The organism is Xylophilus sp. PBN-3R (assembly GCF_057747805.1).
Window position 1 is genome coordinate 132,387 of sequence record NZ_CM173225.1, and the last position, 24,955, is coordinate 157,341.

Annotated in this window: 28 protein-coding genes; 9 read left to right on the plus strand and 19 right to left on the minus strand. The window is 65.8% G+C overall.

Annotated elements, in window-relative coordinates:
• Window position 1 precedes the first annotated feature (1 nt).
• The 3 genes from AC3ANW_RS00675 to AC3ANW_RS00685 are packed head-to-tail and all read right to left on the minus strand — an operon-like array spanning window position 2 to window position 2,825.
• A complete protein-coding gene (locus AC3ANW_RS00675; protein WP_488343287.1) occupies window positions 2-1,357 on the minus strand; it encodes an HD-GYP domain-containing protein in 1,356 nt (451 codons plus the stop codon).
• 59 nt (window positions 1,358-1,416) lie between these two features.
• Window positions 1,417-1,869 carry an rRNA maturation RNase YbeY gene (ybeY, locus tag AC3ANW_RS00680; RefSeq protein WP_488343288.1) on the minus strand — a complete coding sequence of 151 codons (453 nt, stop codon included), beginning with the start codon at window positions 1,867-1,869 and terminating at the stop codon, window positions 1,417-1,419.
• Window positions 1,870-1,871: 2 nt separating this feature from the next.
• A complete protein-coding gene (locus AC3ANW_RS00685; protein ID WP_488343289.1) occupies window positions 1,872-2,825 on the minus strand; it encodes a PhoH family protein in 954 nt (317 codons plus the stop codon).
• 215 nt (window positions 2,826-3,040) lie between these two features.
• Here AC3ANW_RS00685 and AC3ANW_RS00690 point away from each other — a divergent pair, with 215 nt between their 5' ends.
• The gene (locus AC3ANW_RS00690; protein WP_488343290.1) at window positions 3,041-3,475 is read left to right on the plus strand and encodes a hypothetical protein; all 435 of its coding nucleotides are present in this window, start codon (window positions 3,041-3,043) and stop codon (window positions 3,473-3,475) included.
• 299 nt (window positions 3,476-3,774) lie between these two features.
• Complete coding sequence (ruvA, locus tag AC3ANW_RS00695) at window positions 3,775-4,347, plus strand: Holliday junction branch migration protein RuvA (RefSeq protein WP_488343291.1); 573 nt, start codon at window positions 3,775-3,777, stop codon at window positions 4,345-4,347.
• Between the two features lie 35 nt (window positions 4,348-4,382).
• Here ruvA and AC3ANW_RS00700 read toward each other — a convergent pair whose 3' ends face one another.
• Entirely contained in the window at window positions 4,383-6,554 is a 2,172-nt protein-coding gene (locus tag AC3ANW_RS00700) for a ParB/Srx family N-terminal domain-containing protein (protein WP_488343292.1), read from the minus strand.
• A gap of 87 nt (window positions 6,555-6,641) precedes the next feature.
• Window positions 6,642-7,283: a lysophospholipid acyltransferase family protein gene (locus AC3ANW_RS00705; protein ID WP_488343293.1), complete on the minus strand. Its 642-nt coding sequence runs from the start codon at window positions 7,281-7,283 to the stop codon at window positions 6,642-6,644.
• Between the two features lie 76 nt (window positions 7,284-7,359).
• On the opposite strand from AC3ANW_RS00705, the gene ruvB reads away from it, so the two are divergent.
• Window positions 7,360-8,415 carry a Holliday junction branch migration DNA helicase RuvB gene (gene ruvB, locus AC3ANW_RS00710; protein ID WP_488343294.1) on the plus strand — a complete coding sequence of 352 codons (1,056 nt, stop codon included), beginning with the start codon at window positions 7,360-7,362 and terminating at the stop codon, window positions 8,413-8,415.
• Between the two features lie 9 nt (window positions 8,416-8,424).
• Here ruvB and AC3ANW_RS00715 read toward each other — a convergent pair whose 3' ends face one another.
• Genes AC3ANW_RS00715 through AC3ANW_RS00735 form a run of 5 tightly spaced genes read right to left on the minus strand, consistent with a single transcriptional unit; the run spans window position 8,425 to window position 11,303 of the window.
• Window positions 8,425-9,069 (minus strand): histidine phosphatase family protein, encoded by a 645-nt coding sequence (locus tag AC3ANW_RS00715; RefSeq protein WP_488343295.1) that lies wholly within the window; start codon window positions 9,067-9,069, stop codon window positions 8,425-8,427.
• A 2-nt stretch (window positions 9,070-9,071) separates the two neighbouring features.
• Window positions 9,072-9,695 carry a DUF4136 domain-containing protein gene (locus AC3ANW_RS00720; RefSeq protein ID WP_488343296.1) on the minus strand — a complete coding sequence of 208 codons (624 nt, stop codon included), beginning with the start codon at window positions 9,693-9,695 and terminating at the stop codon, window positions 9,072-9,074.
• Between the two features lie 53 nt (window positions 9,696-9,748).
• A complete protein-coding gene (gene ttcA, locus AC3ANW_RS00725) occupies window positions 9,749-10,687 on the minus strand; it encodes a tRNA 2-thiocytidine(32) synthetase TtcA (RefSeq protein ID WP_488343297.1) in 939 nt (312 codons plus the stop codon).
• A gap of 13 nt (window positions 10,688-10,700) precedes the next feature.
• Entirely contained in the window at window positions 10,701-10,967 is a 267-nt protein-coding gene (locus AC3ANW_RS00730; RefSeq protein WP_488343298.1) for a DUF6364 family protein, read from the minus strand.
• Window positions 10,968-10,976: 9 nt separating this feature from the next.
• The gene (locus AC3ANW_RS00735) at window positions 10,977-11,303 is read right to left on the minus strand and encodes a hypothetical protein (protein WP_488343299.1); all 327 of its coding nucleotides are present in this window, start codon (window positions 11,301-11,303) and stop codon (window positions 10,977-10,979) included.
• 474 nt (window positions 11,304-11,777) lie between these two features.
• Between AC3ANW_RS00735 and AC3ANW_RS00740 the strand changes: the two genes are divergently transcribed.
• Window positions 11,778-12,026 (plus strand): hypothetical protein, encoded by a 249-nt coding sequence (locus AC3ANW_RS00740; protein WP_488343300.1) that lies wholly within the window; start codon window positions 11,778-11,780, stop codon window positions 12,024-12,026.
• A gap of 19 nt (window positions 12,027-12,045) precedes the next feature.
• On the opposite strand, the gene AC3ANW_RS00745 is transcribed toward AC3ANW_RS00740, so the two are convergent.
• Both AC3ANW_RS00745 and AC3ANW_RS00750 read right to left on the minus strand, forming a co-directional pair.
• Window positions 12,046-12,417: a dihydroneopterin aldolase gene (locus AC3ANW_RS00745; RefSeq protein ID WP_488343301.1), complete on the minus strand. Its 372-nt coding sequence runs from the start codon at window positions 12,415-12,417 to the stop codon at window positions 12,046-12,048.
• Between the two features lie 27 nt (window positions 12,418-12,444).
• Complete coding sequence (locus AC3ANW_RS00750) at window positions 12,445-13,266, minus strand: SDR family oxidoreductase (protein WP_488343302.1); 822 nt, start codon at window positions 13,264-13,266, stop codon at window positions 12,445-12,447.
• A 37-nt stretch (window positions 13,267-13,303) separates the two neighbouring features.
• Here AC3ANW_RS00750 and AC3ANW_RS00755 point away from each other — a divergent pair, with 37 nt between their 5' ends.
• From AC3ANW_RS00755 to AC3ANW_RS00765, 3 genes are all read left to right on the plus strand, one after another.
• The gene (locus AC3ANW_RS00755) at window positions 13,304-14,443 is read left to right on the plus strand and encodes a class I SAM-dependent methyltransferase (protein ID WP_488343303.1); all 1,140 of its coding nucleotides are present in this window, start codon (window positions 13,304-13,306) and stop codon (window positions 14,441-14,443) included.
• Window positions 14,444-14,453: 10 nt separating this feature from the next.
• Complete coding sequence (locus AC3ANW_RS00760) at window positions 14,454-14,648, plus strand: DUF2905 domain-containing protein (RefSeq protein ID WP_488343304.1); 195 nt, start codon at window positions 14,454-14,456, stop codon at window positions 14,646-14,648.
• 87 nt (window positions 14,649-14,735) lie between these two features.
• Entirely contained in the window at window positions 14,736-15,674 is a 939-nt protein-coding gene (locus tag AC3ANW_RS00765) for an ROK family protein (protein ID WP_488343305.1), read from the plus strand.
• Between the two features lie 6 nt (window positions 15,675-15,680).
• Here AC3ANW_RS00765 and AC3ANW_RS00770 read toward each other — a convergent pair whose 3' ends face one another.
• From AC3ANW_RS00770 to AC3ANW_RS00785, 4 genes are all read right to left on the minus strand, one after another.
• The gene (locus AC3ANW_RS00770; RefSeq protein WP_488343306.1) at window positions 15,681-16,415 is read right to left on the minus strand and encodes a BON domain-containing protein; all 735 of its coding nucleotides are present in this window, start codon (window positions 16,413-16,415) and stop codon (window positions 15,681-15,683) included.
• Between the two features lies 1 nt (window position 16,416).
• Window positions 16,417-17,010, minus strand: coding sequence for an SIS domain-containing protein (locus AC3ANW_RS00775; RefSeq protein ID WP_488343307.1), 594 nt, complete (start codon window positions 17,008-17,010; stop codon window positions 16,417-16,419).
• Between the two features lie 92 nt (window positions 17,011-17,102).
• Window positions 17,103-17,354: a hypothetical protein gene (locus AC3ANW_RS00780; RefSeq protein WP_488343308.1), complete on the minus strand. Its 252-nt coding sequence runs from the start codon at window positions 17,352-17,354 to the stop codon at window positions 17,103-17,105.
• A gap of 153 nt (window positions 17,355-17,507) precedes the next feature.
• Entirely contained in the window at window positions 17,508-18,464 is a 957-nt protein-coding gene (locus AC3ANW_RS00785; protein ID WP_488343309.1) for an AEC family transporter, read from the minus strand.
• Window positions 18,465-18,564: 100 nt separating this feature from the next.
• Between AC3ANW_RS00785 and AC3ANW_RS00790 the strand changes: the two genes are divergently transcribed.
• A complete protein-coding gene (locus tag AC3ANW_RS00790) occupies window positions 18,565-20,637 on the plus strand; it encodes an ATP-dependent helicase (protein ID WP_488343310.1) in 2,073 nt (690 codons plus the stop codon).
• Window positions 20,638-20,824: 187 nt separating this feature from the next.
• A complete protein-coding gene (locus AC3ANW_RS00795; RefSeq protein WP_488343311.1) occupies window positions 20,825-22,081 on the plus strand; it encodes a phospholipase A in 1,257 nt (418 codons plus the stop codon).
• A gap of 69 nt (window positions 22,082-22,150) precedes the next feature.
• On the opposite strand, the gene AC3ANW_RS00800 is transcribed toward AC3ANW_RS00795, so the two are convergent.
• The 3 genes from AC3ANW_RS00800 to AC3ANW_RS00810 are packed head-to-tail and all read right to left on the minus strand — an operon-like array spanning window position 22,151 to window position 24,919.
• Window positions 22,151-23,080, minus strand: a complete 930-nt coding sequence (locus tag AC3ANW_RS00800; protein ID WP_488343312.1) for an NAD(P)-dependent oxidoreductase — start codon at window positions 23,078-23,080, stop codon at window positions 22,151-22,153.
• Between the two features lie 9 nt (window positions 23,081-23,089).
• Window positions 23,090-24,229: a PilT/PilU family type 4a pilus ATPase gene (locus AC3ANW_RS00805; RefSeq protein WP_488343313.1), complete on the minus strand. Its 1,140-nt coding sequence runs from the start codon at window positions 24,227-24,229 to the stop codon at window positions 23,090-23,092.
• Window positions 24,230-24,283: 54 nt separating this feature from the next.
• Entirely contained in the window at window positions 24,284-24,919 is a 636-nt protein-coding gene (locus tag AC3ANW_RS00810) for a Crp/Fnr family transcriptional regulator (protein ID WP_488343314.1), read from the minus strand.
• Between the last annotated feature and the right edge of the window lie 36 nt (window positions 24,920-24,955).

Genomic DNA, 24,955 nt, shown 5'->3' on the forward strand with positions numbered 1-24,955 from the left:
TTCAGGCGGCGCGCGCCGAAGGCATGGTGGACAGCATTTCGCCGATCCACCCGCACCAGACCGCGACAGCCCGGTCGCAGGCCGGCCGGTCCGCCGACGCATCGACCAGCGCCGGCCAGCGCTGCAGGATGTCGCTGCGGATGCTGCCCAACTGCCACAGGGCTTCACGCCCCAGCGCCAGGGCGTCTGCCACATGCAGTTCGTCGCCCGCCGCATGGGCCAGCAAAAAGTTGGGTTCTTCGGGCGGGCCGCCCGCCTCGGTGAGCGACTGCCGCAAACCCGCCATGCGCGACTTCAGCCAGACGCAGGCAGCGCCGGTCGGCCGGCCGGGCGGCAGGGCTGCCTGCAGTTCGGCCCATTGTTCGAAGGCGCCGGCGATGCCGCCGAACTTCCGTGCGGCGGTCTCGGCCTGCAAGGCCGACGGCATCGGTTCGCCCTGCAGCGCGGACAACACCTGCGCGATCAGCGCGACCGGAAATGCCCGGCGGTTCAGTCTCAGCACCAGGCCCAGCCGATGGGGCGACGCGTCACCGAACTTCTGACCCAGCGCAGCCACCAGTTCGGCCAGCAGCAAAATCTTGCCCAGCGGCGAAATGTCGGACTCGCGTACGCCGCGCGGGTATCCGCTGCCGTCCAGCCTCTCGTGGTGTTCGAAGACGGCGGTGGCCACTTCGTCCGGATACCCGCCCTGCGTGCGTATCAGCAGCATCGAGGTGATGGGATGGGCATGCAGGTGGCGCCGCTCGGCCGCGCTCATCTGGCGGTGCGGCACCAGCCATGTCGGATCCATGTGCAGCATGCCGATGTCGCGCAACAGGGCTGCGGCAGCCAGGGCGCTGCGTTGCGCGGCGGGCAGTTCGAGCCGGTCGGCCAGGAACAGCGACACCAGCATCGTGCCGAGTGCCTGCCGCAGCAGGCCCGGGTAACGGTCGCGCATCAGCGTCAGCTTGAGGGCGATGGGTCCGGGCAAGGCGACATCCCTCAGAGGTTCCAGCATGGCCGCATGCCCGCCCAGCGCGGCGGCCAGCAGCCGCGGCACGGTGCTGGTCTCGATCAGTTCCTGCGCCAGCAGCAACAGATTGTCGAGGCTGACCATGCCCTCGACACCGATCTGCTGGTCGATCGGGTCGCGCAACCGGTGTCTGACCAGCCGCGCATACAGGGCGCGGTCGATGCGCGAACCCTTCTCGATCAGCTTGGCGCCGTTCTCGGCATAGATGGCGTTGCTGGCGCTGACAACGGCGTCTTCGCACAGGGCCGCGAACGCCTGGCGGTAGTGGGCGTCGTCCAGCGCACCCGCCACGGCTGTCGCGTGCGCGGAGTCGGCCGGTTCAGTCGGCAATTCGGTTTCGGGCATGCGTGCGGGAAAGCAGAAACAGTGCCCGGCGCGGGCACACGCGTGTGGACGCCGCCGGTTCAGTACGGGTTCGGCAAGCCGAGGCCGGCCAGGATCTCGATCTCGCGGGCTTCCATTTCCTCGGCGTCTTCATCACCGGTTTCGTGGTCCCAGCCCTGGGCATGCAGCGTGCCGTGCACCAGCAGATGGGCATAGTGGGCGGCCAGGGTCTTGCCCTGCTCCCGTGCTTCGCGGGCGATGACCGGCGCGCATAGCACCAGGTCGGCCATCACCACCGGTTCCTGGGCGTAGTCGAAGGTCAGGACATTGGTGGCGTAGTCCTTCTGCCGGTAGTCGCGGTTGAGGGCCTGGCCCTCTTCGGCATCGACGATACGCACGGTGATCTCGCCGGGCAGGTCCAGCGAATGGCGGATCCAGCGGGTGACCTGGCCGCGGGGCAGGGCGGCGCGGTGTTCGGCGGCTTCTGAAAAACGGGCGAATTGCAGGGACAGGGTGAGTTCGGGAAGCGCCATGTTCAGGCCTCGGTTGCCACGGACGAACGGCTGGCGACGTCGTAGGCGTCGACGATGCGCGCCACCAGCGGATGGCGCACCACGTCGGCGCTGGTGAAACGCGTCATGGCGATGCCCTTGACCCGCTTCAGCACCCGTTCGGCGTCGATCAGGCCGCTGGGCGAACCCTTGGGCAGGTCGATCTGGGTGACGTCGCCGGTGATGACCGCACGGCTGCCGAAACCGATGCGGGTGAGGAACATCTTCATCTGTTCGGGGGTGGTGTTCTGGGCCTCGTCGAGGATGACGAATGCGTTGTTGAGGGTGCGGCCGCGCATGAAGGCCAGCGGCGCGACCTCGAGCTGGTTGCGCTCGAAGGCCTTGATCACCTTGTCGTAGCCCATCAGGTCATACAGCGCGTCGTACAGCGGGCGCAGGTAGGGGTCGATCTTCTGGGTCAGGTCGCCGGGCAGGTAACCCAGGCGCTCGCCGGCCTCCACCGCCGGCCGGGTGAGGATGACCCGCTGCACCGCGCTGCGTTCGATGGCGTCCACCGCGCAGGCCACTGCGAGGTAGGTCTTGCCGGTGCCGGCCGGGCCGATGCCGAATGTGATGTCGTGGCTGGCGATGTTGTCCAGGTACAGGCCCTGCACCGGCGTGCGTGCGGCGAGGTGGCTGCGGCGGGTCATCAGGGCCGAGTTGCCGGCGGTGATCTCGCCCAGGTCGGGGTCGCCGGCCAGCATCAGTTGCAGAACGTCGCGGGGAATGGGGCGCTCGGCCATCTGGTAGAGCGCCTGCAGCATTTCCATCGCCTTGGTGGCCTTGGCCTTGGGGCCGTCGACCTTGAACTGCTCGTGGCGGTGGGCGATGGAGACCTCGAGCGCGATCTCGATGGTGCGGAGGTTCTCGTCCGTCGGGCCGCACAGGTGGGACAGCCGGGTGTTGTTGTGGGGGGTGAAGGTGTGACGGACGATCATGTTCGGGGCGCCGAAGGGGCGCTTATTGTCGCCTCGTTTGAAGAGGTTGCTAAATTCTGAAGAAACATCGCAACATAAGTTTTGCAACGGTCGGCGGTGAGGATGTTTGCGTATGCTGACTTTCTATATGGTTCTGATTATCTGCAAAGAACAGGGCGTGTTATGCAGGACCAGAATTCAATAAGTGGCTGGCAACCAAGGAAAGGGGCGGCCTTATGTCTGCTGCGCAAGCTCATCTGTCTGCTGCTTCTGGATATGCAACTTTTGCACTTGCCGAACATGTGGAGTTTGTCGTCACAAGCCATTTTTGGGATGCCAATTTCTACTTGCTAGGAAATGTCAACTGCCAGCCGCAAAAAACCAAAAACGCTTTTTGCGCGCAAATCAAACCATGTGTTTATGCCCGGTTTGTTAATCCGTACACATATTGCCAGACGAACAAGGATGGCCGGATTTTGGATATTTGCCGTGATTCTGCGGATTCGTCCCTGCCATTCCCATTTGTGTTCCCGATGTGCAAGTGCGGGCCAAAAGATCCTCTGCCTGATCGCTCTCCGGAAACGAGCGCAGGAGGTTTATCTTCGGCGTTGTCATTGCGTGACAAAATCGAGGCGATTGAACTGGTTGGGAAACCCTTGTCCGGAGAGTAGAAGAATGCGTTCTCGTAGAAAGCCAAAGCATTGCGGGCTACTCTTTTGGTTGATTTGGCTGACAAGGTGGCGCAACAAGATTCAAGCGATTTGATGATGGCTGCTATTCATTGCAGCGCAAGGCGCCTTCCTGAAGACTTTCATATCGTTGGCGAGAAAACCCAGTCCATGACCTTCAACGCCAACCTCCGCCTGCGACGGTTCATGCAATACAGCGCAGCCCGGTCCGGCAGCGTCACCAGCATGCCTGACCACGATACCTGCGAGTAGCCGCACTCCGAGCCGTTAGCATCGCCCGCATGATCGGAAGACTCCAGGGCCTGTTGGCCGAAAAGAACCCACCCCAGGTGATGGTCGATTGCCACGGCGTCGGCTACGAGGTGGATGTGCCGATGAGCACCTTCTACAACCTGCCTGCGCTGGGTGAAAAAATCACGCTGCTGACCCATTTCGTGGTGCGCGAAGACGCCCAGCTGCTCTACGGTTTCGCCACCCACGAGGAACGCGAGGCATTCCGCCAGCTGGTGAAGATTTCAGGCATCGGCCCGCGCATGGCGCTGTCGGTGCTGTCGGGCATGAGTGTGGGTGAACTGGCCCAGGTCGTCACCCTGCAAGAGGCCGGCCGGCTGGTGAAGGTGCCCGGCATCGGCAAGAAGACCGCCGAGCGCCTGCTGCTGGAGCTGAAGGGCAAGCTGGGCGCGGACATGGGCGCCCGCGCCAATGTGTCGAGCGAGGCCCAGGCCGACATCCTGCAGGCGCTGATCGCGCTGGGCTACAACGACAAGGAAGCCGCCGCCGCGCTGAAAGTGCTGCCGGCCGAGGTGGGCGTCAGCGAGGGCATCAAGCTCTCGCTGAAAGCGCTGGCCAGATAGCACCGGACGACCGGCTTCAAACCGCCCGGCCTTGTTTATTTCAGCGATGCGCGGTAGGCCAGGGCGTAGGCCAGCTTGCCGGGTTTGGCTTCCGTCGTCGCCACGTTGAGGGTGGCGAACTCGGTTTCGACAAAGGCCGGCAGCTTGCCCATGGCGACGGCGCTCAGGCCGGACGATCCGATGACGGTGCCGTCGGCCGTGCTGCTCATCGCCGTGGCCGCCTTGCGGATCGCCGACAGGTAGCTGGTGGCATCGGTCAGGACGTAGGCCGACAGGTCAACGCTCTGCGGTGTGGCCTTCAGCCATTCGGTCCAGTAGAACTCCAGGAACTCGGTGGCATTGGCCGGCTGGGTGTAGCCGATGTCGCGGGTGAAATACACCAGTGAACGGTACGGGTCGTCCTGCAGGCCGTTGCCGATGCCCAGCTGGGTGGGCAGTTCGGCCGGGGTGGTGGCGCTGCCGTCCGGGTTCTTCAACCACACGGTTCTGGCGGCGCGCATCTTGCGCCAGAACGTGGCGTTGTTGTCGGCGCTGTAGTTGCCCTTCATCACGACCGGCACCTTGACGGCCGGGCCGCCGCCGTCCGGTGCATGCCAGAAACCGGTGAAGGCGTGATGGCCGTCGGTCAGGTAGAGCAGGCCCTTGGGGCCGACGACGGCCGACTTCATGTTGGCGGTGTCGAGTGCGGTGGTCGAGCCGGAGCAGGTGAAGCTGGTGGGGTCGGTCAGCTTCGAAGTGCCCAGGACCACCGATTTGCTCTTGGAATCCACCAGGCCGCTGGCTTCGCAGAAGTCGTCGAATTCCTTGCGATATTGGGTGGAGCCGTTTGCGGTGTTGCGATAGCGGCCCTGTTTGTAATAGACCTGGTCGTAGCCGATGGCCGGCTGGGTGGGGCGTGCATCGCCCAGGGTGACCGTCATGACGGCGGTGCCGGTGGTCGGCGCAGCCGAGTAGGTGGTGACGGCAACCTGCTCGGGCAGCTTGTGGCACACACCCGACAGCGATGCTGCCGTGGTCGTCGTGGTGCCGGTGTTGCCGACGTAATAGGCGGTATTGGCAGACAGCGGCAGCAGCGCGCGGGCGCCGGTCCTGGTGTCAGCCCACGCGCCGGTGAACAGTCCGGCCAGGCCGCCGCCGTTGGCGCTCAGGCCGATGTCGGTGTCGATGGTGTCGGTCTGCAGCAGGCCGCCGGACACGCTCACGTAGTTGCGCTGGTTGCGTCCCGACGGCAGGCCGGTCGCCGAAGTGATCTCGGGCTGGGCGCACAGCCATTCACCGTCCAGTGCGGTCGCGGTGGCGGCCACGGCGGCACCCTGCATCACCCAGGTGCCGGTGGTGGTGCCGTTGTCGGCGGCGGTGGCGTAAGCGTCGACGGCCAGGGTCGGCGCAGCGCTGCGGGCGGCCACCATCACACGGCCGACACGCGTGCCGGCCAGGGTCAGGGCCAGTGCGCCGGGGTACTTTGCCTGGTCGGTTTCCGACGCCATCGTGCCGGTGACACCGCCGCTGCAGGTGTCGCTGTAGACGGCGCTGTCGCAGACCCGCACGCTGCCGTCGGCCGACAGCTTCAGCTGGCCGTAGGCGACGGCGGTCGGGGTCGCGACGCTGCCGTCGGCCTTGTAGCCGGTGGACTGGCGGACGAAGCTGTACACACCCGCGATGGTCGACAGGTTGGCCGCGCCCAGGTTGGAGGCGACGATCTCGCCCTGCAGCAGCGCGCCGTCGGTGCGCTTGAGGTTGGGCAGTTTTTCGATGCTGCCGGTGATCAGGTTGGTTTCGCCGTGAAGGCGCAGCTGGATGGCGGCCAGCAGCTTGGCGGTGAGCCCGGGCGGCACACCGGACGATGCGACGGCGGTGAAACCCCTGGCCAGCCATGAACCGTCGGCCTGAACGGTGTAGGGGCTGACGATGGATCCTGCCAGGCCGAAACGCGAGTCGACGAAGTTCAGGGTGACGGTGAGCGCGGTGGTGTCGACCGACAGGCCGACGGTGTCGCCGAAACTCAGGGTTCCGGTGTAGTTGCTGCCACCGGCCAGCGGGGCCAGCGCGACGGCAGGCGCAGGCGTGACCGTGACCGGCGGGGTCGTGGCCGGTGTGGCGGGCGATGCCGTGACGATGGGGTCGTTGCCACCACCGCAAGCGGCCAGCACGGCACAGGTCAGGACGGTGAGGGCAGCGGGCATGCGGCGGCTAAAGGATTGCATCATCGGTGAACGTCGGTTGGATACGGGGCGCAGCCGCGGATTCTGTGAACAAGCGATGACGATGGCGTGACACGCCCGGCCGTGGAAGGCTCAGCCGATGGGGCGCAGGTCCAGTAGCGCCTGCCGGGCGCGGGCGATGAAGGCGTCCTTTTCCTCCCCCGGCTGCAGCCGCACCGCTTCGCCATAGGTGACGGTGCATTTGCGCGGCACCGGCAGATACGCGCCCTTGGGCAGTACCTCGCGGATGCCGTCGATCCAGGCCGGCACGAAACGCACCCGCGGGCAGGCTTCGGCCACATGGAACAGACCGCTTCGGAACGGCATCAGCACCTCGTTGCCGATGTTCCGGGTACCTTCGGGAAAGAAGATCAGCGAACTGCCCTCATTCAGCGCCTCGACGATCTGGTCCACCGGCGAGGGGCCGGGCTGGGACGAATCGCGCCGGATCATCACCGCGCAGAACACCTTCTCGCCGACGAAACGCCGTAGCCGCGACACCAGCCAGTAGTCGCGGCCTGCGACCGGCCTCGTCTGGCGGCGTAGCGGCGGTGGCAAGGTCGCCCACAGCAATACGAAGTCACCGTGGCTGGAGTGGTTGGCGTAGTAGAGCGTCAGTTCGTCACGCGGTTCGCCGGGAGGGCGGCGGGCGGTGACACGGGTGAACAGCCGCGCCACCAGCAGGATGGCGTCGCGCAGGGTGCCGGCGGCCCAGTGGGTCAGGGCGCTGCTCAAGGTGACTCTTTCATCCGCCGGATTCTCGCCGCTGCTTTGGGCACAATTGAAAGGCTCTGTTGCGGCACCCCATCTGATGACCATCCATACCGACGATTTCGCTCCATCCCCTTCACCGGCCCGGGTGATTTCTGCCGCACCGGCCTCGCCGCAGGAAGAGGCCATCGAGCGGGCCCTCCGGCCCAAGCTGCTCGACGAATATATCGGCCAGGCCAAGGCGCGCGAACAGCTCGAGATCTTCATCGGCGCCGCCCGCAAACGCGGCGAGGCACTCGACCATGTGCTGCTGTTCGGCCCGCCCGGCCTGGGCAAGACGACGCTCAGTCACATTATCGCGGCCGAACTGGGCGTCAACCTGCGCCAGACCAGCGGCCCGGTGCTCGAGAAACCCAAGGACCTGGCGGCGCTGCTGACCAACCTCGAAAAGAACGACGTGCTGTTCATCGACGAGATCCACCGCCTGAGCCCGGTGGTCGAAGAAATCCTGTACCCGGCGCTGGAGGATTACCAGATCGACATCATGATCGGCGAAGGCCCGGCGGCCCGCAGCATCAAGCTCGACCTGCAGCCGTTCACCCTGGTGGGCGCCACCACCCGCGCCGGCATGCTGACCAATCCGTTGCGCGACCGCTTCGGCATCGTCGCGCGGCTGGAGTTCTACAACGCCGAAGAACTGGCGCGCATCGTGCGCCGCAGCGCCGGCCTGCTGAACGTGCCGATGGACGAAGAAGGCGGTTTCGAGATCGCCCGACGTTCGCGTGGCACGCCGCGTATCGCCAACCGGCTGCTGCGCCGTGTGCGCGACTATGCCGACGTGAAGGGCGACGGCCGCATCACCAGGGACATCGCGGACCGGGCGCTGAAGATGCTGGACGTCGATCCGCAAGGCTTCGACGTGATGGACCGCAAGTTGCTGGAAGCGCTGATCCACCGATTCGACGGCGGGCCGGTCGGGCTGGACAACATCGCGGCATCCATCGGCGAGGAGTCCGGCACCATCGAGGACGTAATCGAGCCGTATCTCATCCAGCAGGGTTACCTGCAGCGCACGCCCCGGGGCCGCATCGCCACGTTGGCGGCGTACAAACACCTGGGGGTGGTGCCACCACAGGCGGGCGGCGGGCTGTTCTAGAAGCGTGGGCTAGGCCACGGTCTGGTCGTCGAGCGTGCCGGGGTCGAGATGGGCATCGTCGGCCCAGCCGACCAGCGTGACCGATTCCGGTGTCCACAGCAGCCGGTTGATGACCGCATTGCCGGTCTTCCAGGTGCGAGGCGCCTGCAACTCCTGGCCGGTCGCGGCGCGGTAAAGCACATCCATCACGCCGCCGTGCGCCACCAGCACGATCTGCTCACCGGGGTGGCGGGCCGCCAGGGCGTCGAGCGTGTCCAGCACCCGCTGGCGGAATTCGATGAGCGATTCGCCGCCTTCGGGTGCGAAGTCGGGTACCCGCGTGCGCCACTGATGGGCCTGTTCGGGCAACTGCGCTTCGATATCCTGGAAGGTGAGCCCTTCGAAACTGCCGAAACCGCGTTCGCGCAAACCGATATCGGGCTGGACCGCCAGGCCGCCCACTGCATCCGCCACATGTTCAGCGGTGCGGTGCGCGCGTTTCAGGTCGCTGGCATAGACCGCGCTGATCGGCTCCGACGCCAGCACCTGCCCCAGGCGGCGCGCCTGCCATTCGCCGGTTTCGTTCAGCGGGATGTCGAGCTGGCCCTGGATCCGGGTGTCGACATTCCAGGCGGTTTCACCGTGGCGGATGGCGATGATGCGGGTGGCGTCCATGCTTATTGGGCGGTGACGCGCGGAATCTCGACGTTGACCCGGCGAACGCCGGCCGGCGCCTGCGGGAAACCATAAAGGGCGGAATCCAGCATGACCGTCAGCACCTGGGCATCGGCTGGCTGCAGGCTGTCGTGGGCGGCGTGGGTTTCATAGACGATCTTGCCGGTGGCGATCTCTCGCACCGTCAGGCCGACCTGCTGGGCATACAGCACGCGGTCGGGGAAACGGCCGAAACCGGCACCGTAGTAACCGCCGTAATAGCCGCCGCGGCGCCAGCCCGGGCCGCCGTAGAAACCACCGAAGCCGGGGCCGAAACCCGGGCCGAAGGGATCGTATTCAACCCGGCGCTGGGCCTGCAGCCCCACCTGAACGCTGTAGATCGCCTTGCTTTCGTCATGCACCAGGCCGACCCGGCCGAGCGATTGCTGGGCCACGGTCTCGATCATGTTCTGCTGCACCGGCATGGTCTGCTGCGATGGCAGTCGTTCGAACCGGTAACTGGCGCCGGACGGAATCGCCGGCAGGCTGGAAAACGATTGCACGTTGCTGTCGACCAGCCGGGTGGTCGAGCAACCCGCCAGCGTGGCCGCTGCGGCGATGAGAAACACGGCGGCAATACGTTTCATGGCTGTCTCCTGTGGTGCCTGCTAACCGGCAAGGCGATGGGGAACGGAAAGACTCAGATGGACACGATATTCAGGCCGGGCGGAGAAGGTGCAACAAAACTTTCGGAATCGAAGGCCTTGTCGCCGGATTCGTCCGCCACGCCCGTGGGCTTGAGACTCCTGAAATCGTGCAGGGTTCCATCCAGCAGATGCGATGGAACCACGTTCTGCAGGGCCGAGAACATGTTTTCGATGCGACCGGGGAAGCGCTTTTCCCAGTCTCGGAGCATTTCACCCACCTGGACGCGCTGCAGGTTGGTCTGGCTGCCGCACAGATTGCAGGGAATGATGGGGAATTCACGATGCGCAGCCCAGCGCACCAGGTCTTTTTCGGCCACGTAGGCCATGGGGCGGATGACCACGTGTTTGCCGTCGTCACTGACCAGCTTGGGCGGCATGGTCTTTAGTTTGGCACCGAAGAACATGTTGAGGAACAGGGTCTGCAGGATGTCGTCGCGGTGGTGGCCCAAGGCGACCTTGGTGGCGCCCAGTTCGTCGGCCACCCGGTAGAGAATGCCGCGCCGCAGCCGGCTGCACAGGCCGCAGGTGGTCTTGCCGTCCTCGATCACCCGCTTGACGATGCTGTACGTATCCTCGTTCTCGATGTGGAACGGTACCCCGGTCTTGGCCAGGTATTCGGGCAGAACGTGTTCGGGGAAGCCGGGCTGTTTCTGGTCGAGGTTGACGGCGATCAGCTCGAATTTGATGGGCGCGCGCTGCTGCAGTTTCTGCAGGATGTCGAGCATGCCGTAGCTGTCCTTCCCGCCGGACATGCAGACCATCACCCGGTCGCCTTCCTCGATCATGTTGTAGTCGACGATGGCCCGGCCGACTTCACGGCACAGGCGCTTTTCGAGCTTGTGGGTCTCGCGTTCGATCTTCAGGCGCTGGGGGGCGGAGTCGGGGGATGCAGGCGGAGAGGTGGGTTCGGTTTCGGTCCAGACGGCGCTCATGGCGGTCTCCGCATCAGGGGTTGAGGGCGAGCCTATGCTCGGGGGTGTAAGCCCAGACGGGGCTGGCGTCGAAGTCCCGCAAGTTGCGGGTGACGATCGCGGTGGAAGTCGGGGGCGAATCATCTCCATCCGCCTGCGATGCGGCTTCATGTCGGTGACCCGCGAGCGAAGCGAAGTAGTCGGCCACGAATTGCGCAAGCGCGCGCCCATAAGGGGCTGCATGCGCCTTTGCGTCCTTGATGAGGTGTTCACCCAGTCGCAAGGTGAGCTTGGTTTGCATGGTGGTGGCTTACAAGGGGCGTCGATTGTACGCCGGGGTCGGTTCACAGCCTTCGAATGGTCCGCCGCCGGTGGTTCGCAACAGCGGCGAACGCGGCATCGCGGTGATGTTCGCGGATGCCGCCACGGGCACGGCTGCGGCGATGCGCCAAGCCACCGCAGCCATGGTGCGCAGCGCAGAAAGCGGAACACTGGCGGGTAGTTCGGGCGCGGGTCTGCTGGGCGTGCTGGCGGCCGGCATGGCGGCTTGGCCGGCCTTGGCGGATGCCGAACTGTTGGAGCCGTCGAAGCCGGCATCGAGCGTCCTGCCGATGTTCGCCGGTTCGGCCTTGTTCAATGGCGATCTCCCGGCCTGCTCGGCGCCTATCGGCTCGTCCTGCTGCAGGACCCGGTTCTGTTGTCGGCCCAACGTGCCTACGATGCCGCGCAGGAACGCCTGCCGCAGGCGCGTGCGGGGCTCCTGCCTACCGTGGGCCTGACCGGGGATTCGGGAGGGCAGTCGGGCCGCAGTTCTTTCGAGCAGTCACCCTTCGTGAGACGCGCTTTGCCGAACTCGAACGCAGCATCGGAAAGCTGCCCGCCGCCCTGGCGACGCTGGCATACGGAAGCGACCTGCCTTTGCCTGAGGGGGACGCAGGCACCTGGGCGGAACGGGCGCGGCTGCAGCATCCGGCGGTGCGGATCCAGGAGGCCGCACTGGCCGTCGCGAGTTACGGGCGCAATTTCGCTTCCGGCAGCATGGGCTCGCCAGCCGATGTTTCCAGCCGGGTCAATGCAGCGCAGGTGGGCCTGAATCTCCACATTCCCCTGTTTGCGGGCGGAGCGGTGTCGGCCCGGGAGCCAGAGCGCGGTCGAGGACAACAAGATCGGCTATCGCATCGGCACCCGTATCAACATCGACGTGTTGAACGCCGAACAGCAGTTGTACGCGGCCCAGCGGGACCTGTTCAAGGTGCGGGTGGAAACCTTGATGCAGGCGCTGCGGCTCAAGGCTTCGGGCGGGCTGCTGGATGAAAACGATCTGGTGGCGGTCAATCGTTTGCTGGTCGTGCCGGGTTGATCATTCGCAGGCGATCGGGTTACCAGGCGCCCGTCTCCACCCGGATCGCCACCTCGCAGTCGTCGAAGATTTCCAGCTTGGCGATCTTCACCCGCACGCCCAGCACGCCCGGCAGTTGCAGCAGGCGCAGGGCGACCTTGCCGATCAGGCTTTCGAGCAGGTTCACATGCTCTGCGGTGCACTCGTCGATGATGATTCGGCGGACCTTCCGGTAGTCGAGCACATGCAGGATGTCGTCGTCGTGCGGCAGCAGTTCCTGGGGGCCCAGGTTGAGTTCTGCGTCGACGCGGATCGGTTGCGGCGCGGTTTTCTCGTGGTCGAGAATGCCCAGGTTGGCGTCGAAAAGCAGGCCGGTGAGGGTCAGGATCTGCTGGCCTTGGGTCGGGGTCATGGGAGAAATCTCGGTTCGGTCGGCAAACTACATGAGCGAAAAATCGCGCTCGAATTTCATCAGGTGCTGTCCGCCGTCGACCAGCAGGGTGGTGCCGGTCATGGAGCGGTTTTCCAGTGCAAAACGCACCGTCGCGGCGACGTCTTCGGGTGTCGATGAACGGCCCAGGGGCGACAGCGCATGCAGCTTCTGGAAGGTGGCATCGTCCAGCAGATGGCTGGTCAGCGTCAGGCCGGGCGCCACGCCGACCACCCGCACCTGCGGCGCCAGGGCCAGCGCCAGCATGGTGTTGGCGGCTTCCAGGGCGGCTTTCGACAGGGTGTAGCTCAGGAAATCGGGGTTCTGGTTCCACAGCTTCTGGTCCAGCAGGTTGACCACGGCGGCCTCGCCGGCAGCGCCGTTGCGGGCCGCGACATGCTCGGCCAGCGCCTGCGCCAGCAGGATCGGCGCTGCCGTGTTGCTGCGCATGTGGCGTTCCAGCGAGGCGAAGCTGAAGTCCGCCGCGCTGTCCTGCTGGAACAGCGATGCGTTGTTGACCACCGCGTCGAGCCGGCCTAAATGCGCCACCACCTGCGGCACCAGTCCGCGCACCGAAGTTTCATCGGACAGGTCTGCCTCGAAGGCCGAGGCCGCATCATCGCGGCCCGCCAGCAAGCGGCAGTCGCGCACGGTCTCGGCGGATTCGTCGCGCGACCGCAGGAAGTGGACCGCCACCCGCCAGCCGTTCTGCGCCAGGCCGAGCGCGATCTGCCGGCCCAGCCGGCGGCCGGCCCCGGTGACGAGTACCGTGCGGGTGGGCGATGGCGTCGGCGCCGTGGTGGATGTGTCGGAAGTGGACAAGGCGGGCATCGGGGACAATCCCGGAAAGCAGATGTTTGGCAGTTCTATGGCAGTTTTTTCCAGTGTACCGGCCCCATCCACGGGCTCCGAGGCAGGCGGCGACCTGCAAGACCTCGTCCTGGCCGAGATCGCCAGCGCGGGCGGCTGGATCGGTTTCGACCGTTTCATGGGGCTGGCGCTGTACGCTCCCGGCCTGGGTTACTACACGCGCGGCGCGTCCCAGTTCGGCACCATGCCGGCAGGCGTGAAGGACGGCGGCGGCGATTTCGTCACCGCGCCGGTGCTGTCGCCGCTGTTCGGCCGCTCGCTCGCCGTGCAGGTGGCCGACGCGCTGGAAGCCTCGGGCACCGACGAGGTGTGGGAATTCGGAGCCGGCACCGGCGCTCTGGCGGCACAGATGCTCGAGGCCCTGGGCGACCGGGTGCGGCGCTACACCATCGTCGATGTATCGGGCAGCCTGCGGGCGCGCCAGCAGCAGACGCTGGCGGCGTTCGGCGACCGTGTGGCCTGGGCCGATCGCCTTCCGGAAAGCCTGCGTGGCGTGGTGGTCGGCAACGAGGTGCTCGACGCCATGCCGGTACAGCTGCTGGCGCGTGTCGGCGGTGCGTGGCACGAGCGCGGCGTGGTGGCCGACGGCAGCGGCGGTTTTGCCTGGAGCGACCGGCCGACCGACCTGCGCCCGCCGGTCGGTATCGACGGCCCGCACGACTACCTGACCGAGATCCATCCACAGGGCCGGGCCTTCGTCTCCACCCTGGCCGACCGGCTGGCGCAGGGTGCGGTCTTCCTCATCGACTACGGTTTTCCCGAGGCCGAGTACTACCACCCGCAGCGTCACATGGGCACGGTGATGTGTCATCGCGAGCACCGTGCGGACGGCGATCCCCTGGCGGATGTGGGCGTGAAGGACATCACCGCGCACGTCGACTTCACCGGCATCGCGGTGGCCGCGCAGGACGCCGGCCTCGAAGTGCTGGGCTACACCAGCCAGGCCCACTTTCTCTACAACTGCGGGTTTGCGCAGATGCTCGACACGCTGGCACCCGCCCAGCGCGGCCAGCCGCTCCTGCTCGTGCACGAACACGAGATGGGCGAACTGTTCAAGGCCATCGCGCTGGGGCGTGGTGTGCCGGCCGACTGGACGCCGGTGGGTTTCCGGCAGGGCGACCGCAGTCACCGGTTGTGAAAGGCATGTCGTGATCCGCCTCTACATCGTCGTGTTCCTGGTGCTGATCCTGCTGAGCTGGGCAGCCCCCTGGCTGAGCCGTTTTGGCCTGGGACGTCTGCCGGGCGACCTGCGCTGGCGCTGGCGCGGACGCGAGTGGAGCCTGCCGGTCACCAGCACCATCCTGGCGGGCATGGTGGCCGCCGGGATTGCCAAGCTGATCTAGCGGCGGCTCAGCCGGCATCGGCTTACATGGCGGCGAGGCCTGCGCTCCTAAACTGTCGGTATCAGCAAAACAGAAGGACAGCCACCCATGCGAGTCTGTGTCGATATCGGAGGCACCAAGGTCGCGGTCAGCCTCTCGCCGCCCGGCAGCCAGGACCTCCTCCATCGCCGTAGCGAACCGACGGCCAAACAGGGCCAGTCGGACGCCGTCGCACAACAGATCCTCCGGCTGATCGACCAGGCCTGCGCAGAAGCCAATGTGGATGTTGCCACGCTGGAACGCGTGGGTGTCTCGTCCACCGGTCCATTCGTGCTGGTGGACGGCCTGGTCGAACTGGCCACGCCCAACATCTGCGGCGGCTTGGCCGGGCCGGGCGGCAAGATCCCCAACGACTGGCGAACCGTGCCCCTGGAGGCTCCGTTGCGCAGGCGTTTCCAGCATGTGCGGGTAGAAAACGACGCGGTCGCCGCACTGGAGGCCGAACGCCGCTGGGGTGCCTTGCAGGGCGTGGACGATTGCGCTTACGTCACCTGGAGCACCGGTGTCGGCATGGGCCTGTGCGTCAACGGACGGGTGTTGCGCGGCAAAAACGGCAATGCGGGCCACGGCGGTCATACTTTTGTGAGCGACGACGACCGCCATGCCGTCTGCGGCTGCGGCAACCATGGCGACCTGGAGTCGCTGGTGGCGGGCATCGCCATCGGTCGACGGTTTGCCGACCGGGGTTTTGCGGGGGCGGAAGAACTGCTCGAGGCGGCTCGTACCGGGCATGCCGATGCGGTCGGCATCGTCGACGCGCTGTGCCGCACCATGGGCCGGGGCATCTACAACATCGTGGTGCTGATGGACCTGCAACGCATCAGCCTGGGTGGCAGCGTGTTCTGGCACCACCGCGACCTGCTGCTGCCCAAGCTGCAGGCCTATGTGGCCGGGCACCTGCCGGCGCTGACCGCCGGTGTCGAACTGGTGCCGGCCGGGCTGGCCGACAAGGTCGGCGACTATGCGGCCCTGGCCCTGGTCGACTGATGCCGGTCAGCGGATCGGAGTGACCACCGCGCCACCGGATTCCACCGGAGCGGGTGCCGGCGCTGCGACCGGCGCCGGGGCGGTCGCGGGCGTTCCCGCGGATGGCGCCTGCTGGCGGCCGATGTCGGCGAGTTCCTGTTCGCTGACCAGTTCGTACACCCGCACCACCTTTACGACGCCAGCCACGCCGCGGGCGATCTCTGCCGTGCGGTCGGCTTCGCGTTTGCTGACCCGGCCCATCAGGTAGACCACACCACGTTCGGTGGTCACCTTGAAGGCGTTGGAATAGATGTCCTTGGCGTCGACGAAACTGGCTTTCACCTTGCCGGTGGTCAGGGTGTCCTGGGAACGCTGCGAGAAACCGGTGTTGGGCATCACGTCCAGCGCGTTGACCACGCCGCGCACGTTTTCCACGCGGGCGACGTATTGCTCGATGCTCGCCTTGTCCTGCGCGGTGGGCGCTTCGCCGGTCAGCAGCACCTGGCGGTTGTAGCTGGTGATGTTGACGTGGGCACGTTCGCCGAAATTGGTGCGCACCGCATTGGCTGCGCGTTGTTCGATGGACTCGTCTTCGAGCTGGGTTCCGGCGGTACGGCGATCGGTCACCACCAGGCCCGTGCCGGCCATGGCGGCACCGCCGACCACCAGCGGCACGCAGCCGCTCATGGCCGAAGCCAGCACGGCAACGGCGATCAGTGCCAGGGGCAGGCGGGCGGAAGAAACGGAAAGGCTGCTGGTCATGTCAGGACTCCTGGTCACCGAGAAGTTGCGCATCCACGCCGTCGTAGATGCAATGGAGGGCCAAGAGGTGGACCTCGTGGACACGCGCGGTACGGTCGTGCGGCACGCTGATGAAGATGTCGGTCTCGCGCAGCATGCCGGCGATGCGACCGCCGTGACGGCCGGTCATGGCGACCACCGTCATGTCGCGTTCGTGTGCGGCGGCGATGGCGGCGATCACGTTGCTGCAGTTGCCACCCGGCGAAAGTGCGACGAGCACATCGCCCGCGTGGCCCAGCGCGCGCACCTGCCGGGCAAACACGGCGGTGATGTCGGGATCCAGGCCGGGCGCGGTGAGCAGGGAGCCGTCGATGGTGAGGGCGATGGCGGCGAGCTCGGGGCGCTCGCGCTCGAAACCGCCGACGAAGGCTGCGCTGAGCGTCTGCGCCAGCAGGGCCGATGCGCCGTTGCCGCAGGCCAGTGTCTTGCCGCCACCGGTCACGCAGGCGACGATGGCCTGCACCGCGAGGGCGATGGGCACCCCCAGCGCCTCGGACGACTGGTACTTGAGGTCGGCGCTGTCGATGAAATGCTGCTGGATGCGTTGTTCAAGCATGGGCCGGGATGATACCGGCCGCAAGATGGCATCGATAAGACAATGTGCAGCAAAGAGTTGCCGCGGTTTCTTGAGCCTGTTTCAGGGACGCTTCATTTCTTGGGCAAGGGTTCCCACTGGCTGATGTCGACGGTGACCGTCGTCACGCCGGCGTCCCGCAACATGCCGAGACCGGATCTCGGATTGACGAAGCAGCGGGGTTCCGGGCCGCGGACCCGGGCCAGCATGGCGTCCTGGCCGCTCTGGGTGGCGATTTCCACATAGAAGTTGTCACCCTGCGCGCGCAGGGTGATGCCGGCAACGCCGCCGGCACTCACTGCGGCACGCAGTTGGTCGAGGTTCATGCTGTGCATGTGCATAGGTTCGTTCGGTTGAGCTGGAAAAGGCTCGCGAATCCTAGAAATCCCGGTCAATCCGGGTCGGACTTTGCGATGAAACCCCGGTTTCGTCCGACGAAGCCGGCGGGAAACCGGACGAAAGCTGTTTGCACTCCGGCTTCAGTGCTGTACCAGCGCCACCACCGCGGAGAACGACACAAACGCCAGGGTGGTCGACACCATGATGATCCGGGCGATGCGCCCGTTGTGCGCCCCGAAACGTTCCGCCAGCACCGCGACATTGCTGGCCGACGGCAGGGCGGCCACCAGCACCATGGCGCCCAGCGCCACTGGCGGCAGGGGCGCCCCCGCCCGCGCCGCCAGCCATCCACCGGCAAATACCAGCGACGGGTGGAGCACCAGTTTCGCCAACGCCAGCGGCAGGTAGGACGGCCAGCTGACGGCACTGTCGTGGCCCATCTGGGAGCGCGCCAGCACGGCACCGATGGTGACCAGCGCGACCGGCGGCGCTGCCTCGCCCAGCAGCGCGATGGTCTGTTCGACCGGCGCCGGGAAGCGCATGCCCAGGCCCGATGCCAGCGCGCCGAGCGCGATCGACCACGGCAGGGGATTGACCAGCATGCCGCGCAGCGCCTGCCGCAAGGCCTTCGCCACACCGTGCGCGCCGGCGCCGTCGAGGCGCGAAAGCGCGATGCAGAGGGAACTGGTGATCACCATGTCGATGGCCATGGTCTGCACCACCGGGCCGGCGGCGGCACCGCCTAGCAGGGTGCCGACAAGGGGTACGCCCATGAAGCCGGTGTTGGGAAAGGCGGTGACGAGGGCGCCGAAGGCCGCGTCGTTCCAGCCCCATCCGCCGCGGCGCGCCACCAGCAGTGCCAGGGCCACCATCACCAGTCCGGCGCCCAGGTAGACCGCGGCCGACAAGGGGTTCAGCAATTGCGACAGCGGTGACCGCGCGCCGAAGCGGTACAGCATGCAGGGCAGGGCGAAATACAGCACGAAGCCGTTCAGCCCCGGAATGGCCGTGATGGGCAGCAGGCCGCGCCGGGCTGCCAGGTAGCCGATCAGCACCAGGGCGAAGAAAGGGAAGGTGACGGCAAAGACGGATGACACGGGCGGCATTCTCGCAGCGTCCCCAAAAAAGCCGCAGGACCGTCGGCCGGTATCATCCGCGGCCTTCCACCCTGCGTCTCCGCTCCCGCACCCCGCTCCCATGTCCGCCGGTCTCAATCCTGCCCAGCTCGAAGCCGTCAATTACCTGAACGGTCCCAGCCTCGTCCTGGCGGGTGCCGGCTCGGGCAAGACGCGGGTGATCACGATGAAGATCGGACGGCTGATCGAGGCCGGGCTCGAACCCGGACGCATCGCCGCCATCACCTTCACCAACAAGGCGGCCAGCGAAATGCGCGAGCGCGCCAAACACATCATCGGCCGCAAGGCCAAGGAAGTAGCCGTCTGCACCTTCCACGCACTGGGTGTGCGGCTGATGCGCGAAGACGGCGCCGTGCTGGGCCTGAAACCCCAGTTCAGCATCCTGGATTCGGATGACGTGGTCGGCATCATCAAGGACGCTGCCGGCGGCACGGTGGATGCCGCCACCGCCCGCATCTGGCAGTGGACCATCAGCAAGTGGAAGAACATGGGCCTCGACAGCGGGGATGCCCAGAAGGCCGCGGCCGACGACAACGAGAAGATCATCGCCAAGGTGATGGAGCGTTATGAAGAGCGCCTTGCCGCCTACCAGAGCGTCGACTTCGACGACCTGATCGGCATGCCGCTCAAGCTGCTGCGCGACTTCCCGGAAGTGCGCGGCAAATGGCAGAAGGCGCTGGGCCATGTGCTGGTCGACGAATACCAGGACACCAACGCCACCCAGTACGAACTGCTGAAGCTGCTGGTGGGCGAACGCGGCCGGTTCACCGCGGTGGGCGACGACGACCAGTCCATCTACGGCTGGCGAGGCGCCACGCTCGACAACCTGCGCAAGCTGCCGATCGACTATCCGGAACTGAAGGTCATCAAACTCGAGCAGAACTACCGCTCGACCAGCGCGATCCTGCGCGCCGCCAACAACGTGATCGGGCCCAATCCCAAACTGTTCCCCAAGACCCTGTTCTCTGAGCTCGGCGAAGGCGAACCGGTGCGGGTGGTCGACGCCGACAGCGAGGAACACGAGGCCGACCGTGCCGTGGCGCGCATCCAGAGCCTGCGCGAAACCTCGCAGCACAAGGAATGGCGATCGTTCGCCATCCTCTACCGGGCCAACCACATGGCCAAGCCTTTCGAGAAGGCGCTGCGCAGGGCCAACATTCCTTACAAGGTCTCGGGCGGCACCGGTTTCTTCGACCGGGCCGAGATCCGCGACCTCTGCGCCTGGCTTCGTCTCTGGGTCAACAACGACGACGATCCGGCGTTCCTGCGCGCGGTGACCACACCCAAACGCGGCATCGGCCACACCACGCTTGGCAAGCTCGGCGAATACGGCACCAAATACAGGCTCAGCCTGTTCGGCTCGCTGTTCTCGTCCTCATTGGCGTCGCTCATGCCCGAGCGGGCGATGGATCAGCTGCTGGAATTCGGCCGCTACATCAACGACCTCGAATACCGCGCCCGCCACACCACCGGCGCCGAGGACGCCAAGGCCTTCCTGCTCGAATGGGCCAAGGAAATCGGCTACGAGCAACACCTGCTGGACGGTGAGGACAGCGACAAGGTGGCCGCCGCCCGCTGGACCAACGTGCTCGACTTCATCGACTGGATGGCGCAGCGCTGCGGCGGCATCATCGACGACGCGTCGGGTGCCAACATCGCCAGCGAGAAGAAGACACTGCTGGAAGTGGTGCAGACGGTGTCGCTGCTGTCCACGATCAGCGAACGCGAGAAGGACCAGGACGTTGTCACCCTGTCCACCCTGCATGCCTCCAAGGGCCTGGAGTGGCCGCATGTGATGCTCATCGGTGTCACCGAAGGCCTGCTACCCTTCAAGCTCGACGACGACGGCGGCCGGCAGTTGGTGGTCAGCGAGGAGACCACCCAGCGCCTGCAGGAAGAGCGCCGGCTGATGTACGTGGGCATCACCCGAGCCCAGCGCAGCCTGGCGGTCAGCTGGACCAAACGCCGCAAGAAGGGCCGCGAGATGGTGGCGGCCAAACCCAGCCGTTTCATTGCCGAAATGGCTCTGCATGTCGGCACCACCCGGGAGGACCCGCGCGAGAAACTGCGGGCCCTGCGTGCCGAGTTCGCCAGGAAGGCCGAGGCTTCGGCGGCGATCAACAAGGGCCTTTGACCGCGTGATCGGCCGCATGATGAGGCGGTTTCTGACATGTAAGCGCTGCAACGAGCGCTAACATTCAGGGTACGGCGTCTTGCGCCTTCCATGTCTCGCTGCCCGCCCCGGGCTTCCATCCCCGAAAGCCAGAACGATGCCTTCCAAAAGGAATCCGTCGCACATCCGCCTCGTTGCCTGCGCCAGCATGCTGCTTGCAGCCTCCGCCGCCCAGGCACAGACCGCCGCCACCACCAGAAAGCCGGCTCCGTCCAAACCTGCGCCCGTGGTGAAGATGACACCGCAGCGCACCGCCGCCGTCACGGCCTGGCAGCAATGCCAGGCGCTCAGCTCGGACAAGGAACGCCTCGGTTGTTTCGACCAATGGGCTTCTGCGCAAAAAGTGCTCGTAGAAGAAGTCCAGCAGCGCTCGATCGACGCCCAGGCGTCGCCCACCAGCACACCGCCACCGGGGGCTTCCGCGTCGGCCCTGAAGGCCGATGTGACCGCCGCCCTGGCCTCGACCCAGCCGGCGGTCGCAGCGGGCGGCGCAACCACTCCGACCGCTTCCACCGGCATCATCGGCGTCGGACTCGAGCAGGGCTGCAAGGACCGCCAGTTCTCCGACCTGTCGCGTTTCTGGGAACTCGAGTCGGGCAGCACCTGCCCGACCTTCAGCCTGCGCGGTTTCCGGCCCAACAGCCTGTCGGTTATCGGCTCCAATTCGGTCAACCAGATGCCGACTTCCGGCAACCCGGCCAACAGCGCGACCACCACCACCGACTACCGCAAGGAAGAACTGCGTTTGCAGCTGTCGGTGCGTACCAAACTTGCCAGCGGCATCCTGACACCGGCCGATTCGCCGCTGCGGGACTCCTTGTGGCTGGCCTACAGCCAGCAGTCGTACTGGCAGTTCTTCAATAGCGGCCTGTCGCGGCCGTTCCGCAGCACCGACTACGAACCGGAAGCCATCTACGTCTATCCGACCACCGCCGACCTGCCTTTCGGCTGGAAATGGCGCTACAGCGGCGCCGGCCTGGTGCACCAGTCCAACGGCCAGAGCGACCCGCTGTCGCGCAGCTGGAACCGCTTCTACCTGATGACCGGTTTCGAGAAAGACAACAACTTTTCCGTCACCGGCCGGGTATGGAAACGCCTGAGCGAGTCGGCGCTGAAGGACAACAATCCGGATATTTCCAACTTCATCGGTCGTGGCGAGGTTTCGGCAGCCTGGAACCCGAGCACCCGCAACACTTTCATCGGCACCCTGCGCGGCACGCCGGGTGGAGACGCCAAGGGTTCGGTGCGGCTCGAATGGCTCCGTTCGCTGGGCGACGGCAAGGGCAACAGCTACAGCGGTCTGCGGTTCCACACCCAGCTGTTCAGCGGTTACGGCGACAGCCTGATCGACTACAACCGCAAGCGCACCGTCTTGAGCGTCGGTTTCTCCATCGTCGATTTCTAAGAGGACGCCCGACAAAAAAGCCCCTGCCGGTTCGATCCGGCGGGGGCTTTTTTTCAACCGACCGGCGGATCAGCCGAGACGCTTGAGCAGCGAAGAGGTGTCCCAGCGGGTGCCGCCCATCAGCTGCACATCGCCGTAGAACTGATCGACCAGCGCGGTCACGGGTACACGGGCGCCGTTGCGGCGGGCTTCGTCCAGCACCAGGCCCAGGTCCTTGCGCATCCAGTCCACCGCGAAACCGAAGTCGAACTTTCCGTCGACCATGGTCTTGCCCCGGTTGTCCATCTGCCAGCTTTGCGCGGCACCCTTGCCGATGACGTCGAGCGCCTGTTTCATGTCCAGCCCGGCGCGTTGCCCGAAGGCGATGGCTTCGGACAGGCCCTGCACGATGCCGGCGATGCAGATCTGGTTGCACATCTTGGTCAGCTGGCCGGCACCGGCCTCGCCCATCAGCGTGAAAGCGCGGGCAAAGGCAGCGGCCACCGGTTCGACGGCGGCGAAGGCATCGGCGTCGCCGCCGCACATCACTGTGAGGGCGCCGTTCTGGGCGCCGGCCTGGCCGCCGGAGACGGGGGCGTCGATGAAAGGCAGGCCGAGCGCCTTGGCGGCGGCGTACAACTCGCGTGCCACGTCGGCCGAAGCGGTAGTGTGGTCCACGAAGATGGCGCCGGGTTTCATGCCCGCCAGCGCGCCGTCGTCGTTGCGGCCACCAGTGCTGTCGGTGGTTCCCAGCACGACCGAACGCAGGTCGTCGTCGTTGCCGACGCAGCAGAACACGATGTCGGCTCCAGCCACCGCTTCACGCGGCGTGGGTGCATGTTTGCCGCCGAATTCGGCCGCCCAGTCGGCAGCCTTGGAAGCGGTGCGGTTGAAGACGGTGACCTGGTGCCCGGCCAGCGCCAGGTGGCCGGCCATCGGGCCGCCCATCACACCCAGGCCCAAAAAGGCGACAGTGCGGGAAGGCGTGGCGGAATAGGTTTTGGGGTTGAGTGTGCTCATCCCGCAAGCTTAAACAATCTCGAAATGTTCCGTCCCGCTCGAGAGATCCTGGTTTTCCTTCGCCCGCTGGCTGTTCAGCTTCACCTGCAGCCTCAGGTCGTTCAGCGAATCCGCGTTGCGCAGCGCGTCTTCATAGGTGATCAGGTGTTTCTCGTACATGTCGAAAAGCGCCTGGTCGAATGTCTGCATGCCCAGGTTGCGGCTCTTCTTCATGATTTCCTTGATCTCGGAAACCTCGCCCTTGAAGATCAGGTCGGCGATCAGCGGCGTGTTGAGCATGACCTCGACCGCGGCGGCGCGGCCCTTGCCGTCCTGCACCGGCACCAGGCGCTGCGAGATCATCGCCCGCAGGTTGAGAGACAGGTCCATCAGCAACTGGTGGCGCCGCTCTTCCGGGAAGAAGTTGACGATGCGGTCGAGTGCCTGGTTGGCGCTGTTGGCATGCAGCGTGGCCAGGCACAGATGGCCGGTTTCGCTGAAGGCGATGGCGTGTTCCATGGTTTCGCGGTCGCGCACCTCGCCCATCAGGATGACGTCCGGCGCCTGCCGAAGCGTGTTCTTGAGCGCGATTTCCCAGTTGTCGGTATCCAGGCCGACCTCGCGCTGCGTCACCACGCAGTTCTTGTGCGGATGCACGAACTCCACCGGATCTTCGATGGTGATGATGTGGCCGTAAGAGTGTTCGTTGCGCCAGTCGACCATGGCCGCCAGCGTGGTCGACTTGCCGGAGCCGGTGGAGCCGACCAGGATGCAGAGGCCGCGTTTGGCCATCACCACATCCTTCAGCACCTCGGGCACCTTCAGGCCGTCGATGGTCGGGATGGTGGTCGGGATGAGCCGCAGCACCATGCCGACCTTGCCCTGCTGAACGAAGGCGTTGACCCGGAAACGCCCCACGCTGGCCGGCGAAATGGCGAAGTTGCATTCCTTGGTGCGCTCGAATTCCGCCGCCTGGCGGTCGTTCATGATCGACCGCGCCAGCGCCAGCGTGTGGCCGGGGCCAAGCGGCTGGGGCGACACCTTGGTGAGCTTGCCGTCGACCTTCATGGCGGGCGGAAAATCCGCCGTGATGAACATGTCGCTGCCGCCCCGGCTGATCATCAGCTTGAGCAGGTCATTGATGAATTTACTGGCCTGATCGCGTTCCATGAAAGAAATCCTTGCGCGGCGAGGCCAGCCAAACGGCTTGGCGGCTTCGTCCGGTTATTTGTTTTCGCCCAGACTGGCACTGACCATCCGCAGCCGCAGCGACAGCTTGCGTGCCAGCAGCGCCACCAGGTGGCAGGCCGTGTAGGCCTCGGCGTCCATCATTTCGTCCATCGCTTCGGCGCTGAGCACCGCGATGTCGCAGTCGGTCAGCGTGGTGCAGCTCGAGAACCGGATGCCGCTGTCCAGCAGCGACATCTCGCCCAGGATATCGCCGGGCCGGGTTTCGGCCAGCCGCAGGCGCTCGCCCCAGGGCTGGGTGCGGTCGACCGAGATGGTGCCGTCCAGTAGCACCAGCATGAAGTTGCCGTATTCCTCCTGGCGGATCACTTCGCGGCCCGCCGGGATGGTGGCGAACTGGAAGAAGCGCTCCAGGCTGGCGATGCGTTCCGGCTCCAGCGTGCACATGTGTTTGTCGCGTGCCCACAGGTTCTGCAGGTACTTGACACCGCGTGCAGCAGTCAGCCGCAGCGCGCCGATCTCGACTGCACGGGCTTCCCAGGGCACCAGCATCGAAGCATCGACGCCCTGGTCGGCGAAGGCAGTTGAAAACAGGACCGAATCGCTGGCGTCACCGTTCGCCGCCACGCGTTTCGGAGACCTGCTGCGCAGCAGTCCGAGGATGCCTTTCATGCACTTTTCTCCAACGGGCCATGAGGCCTTGTTTCA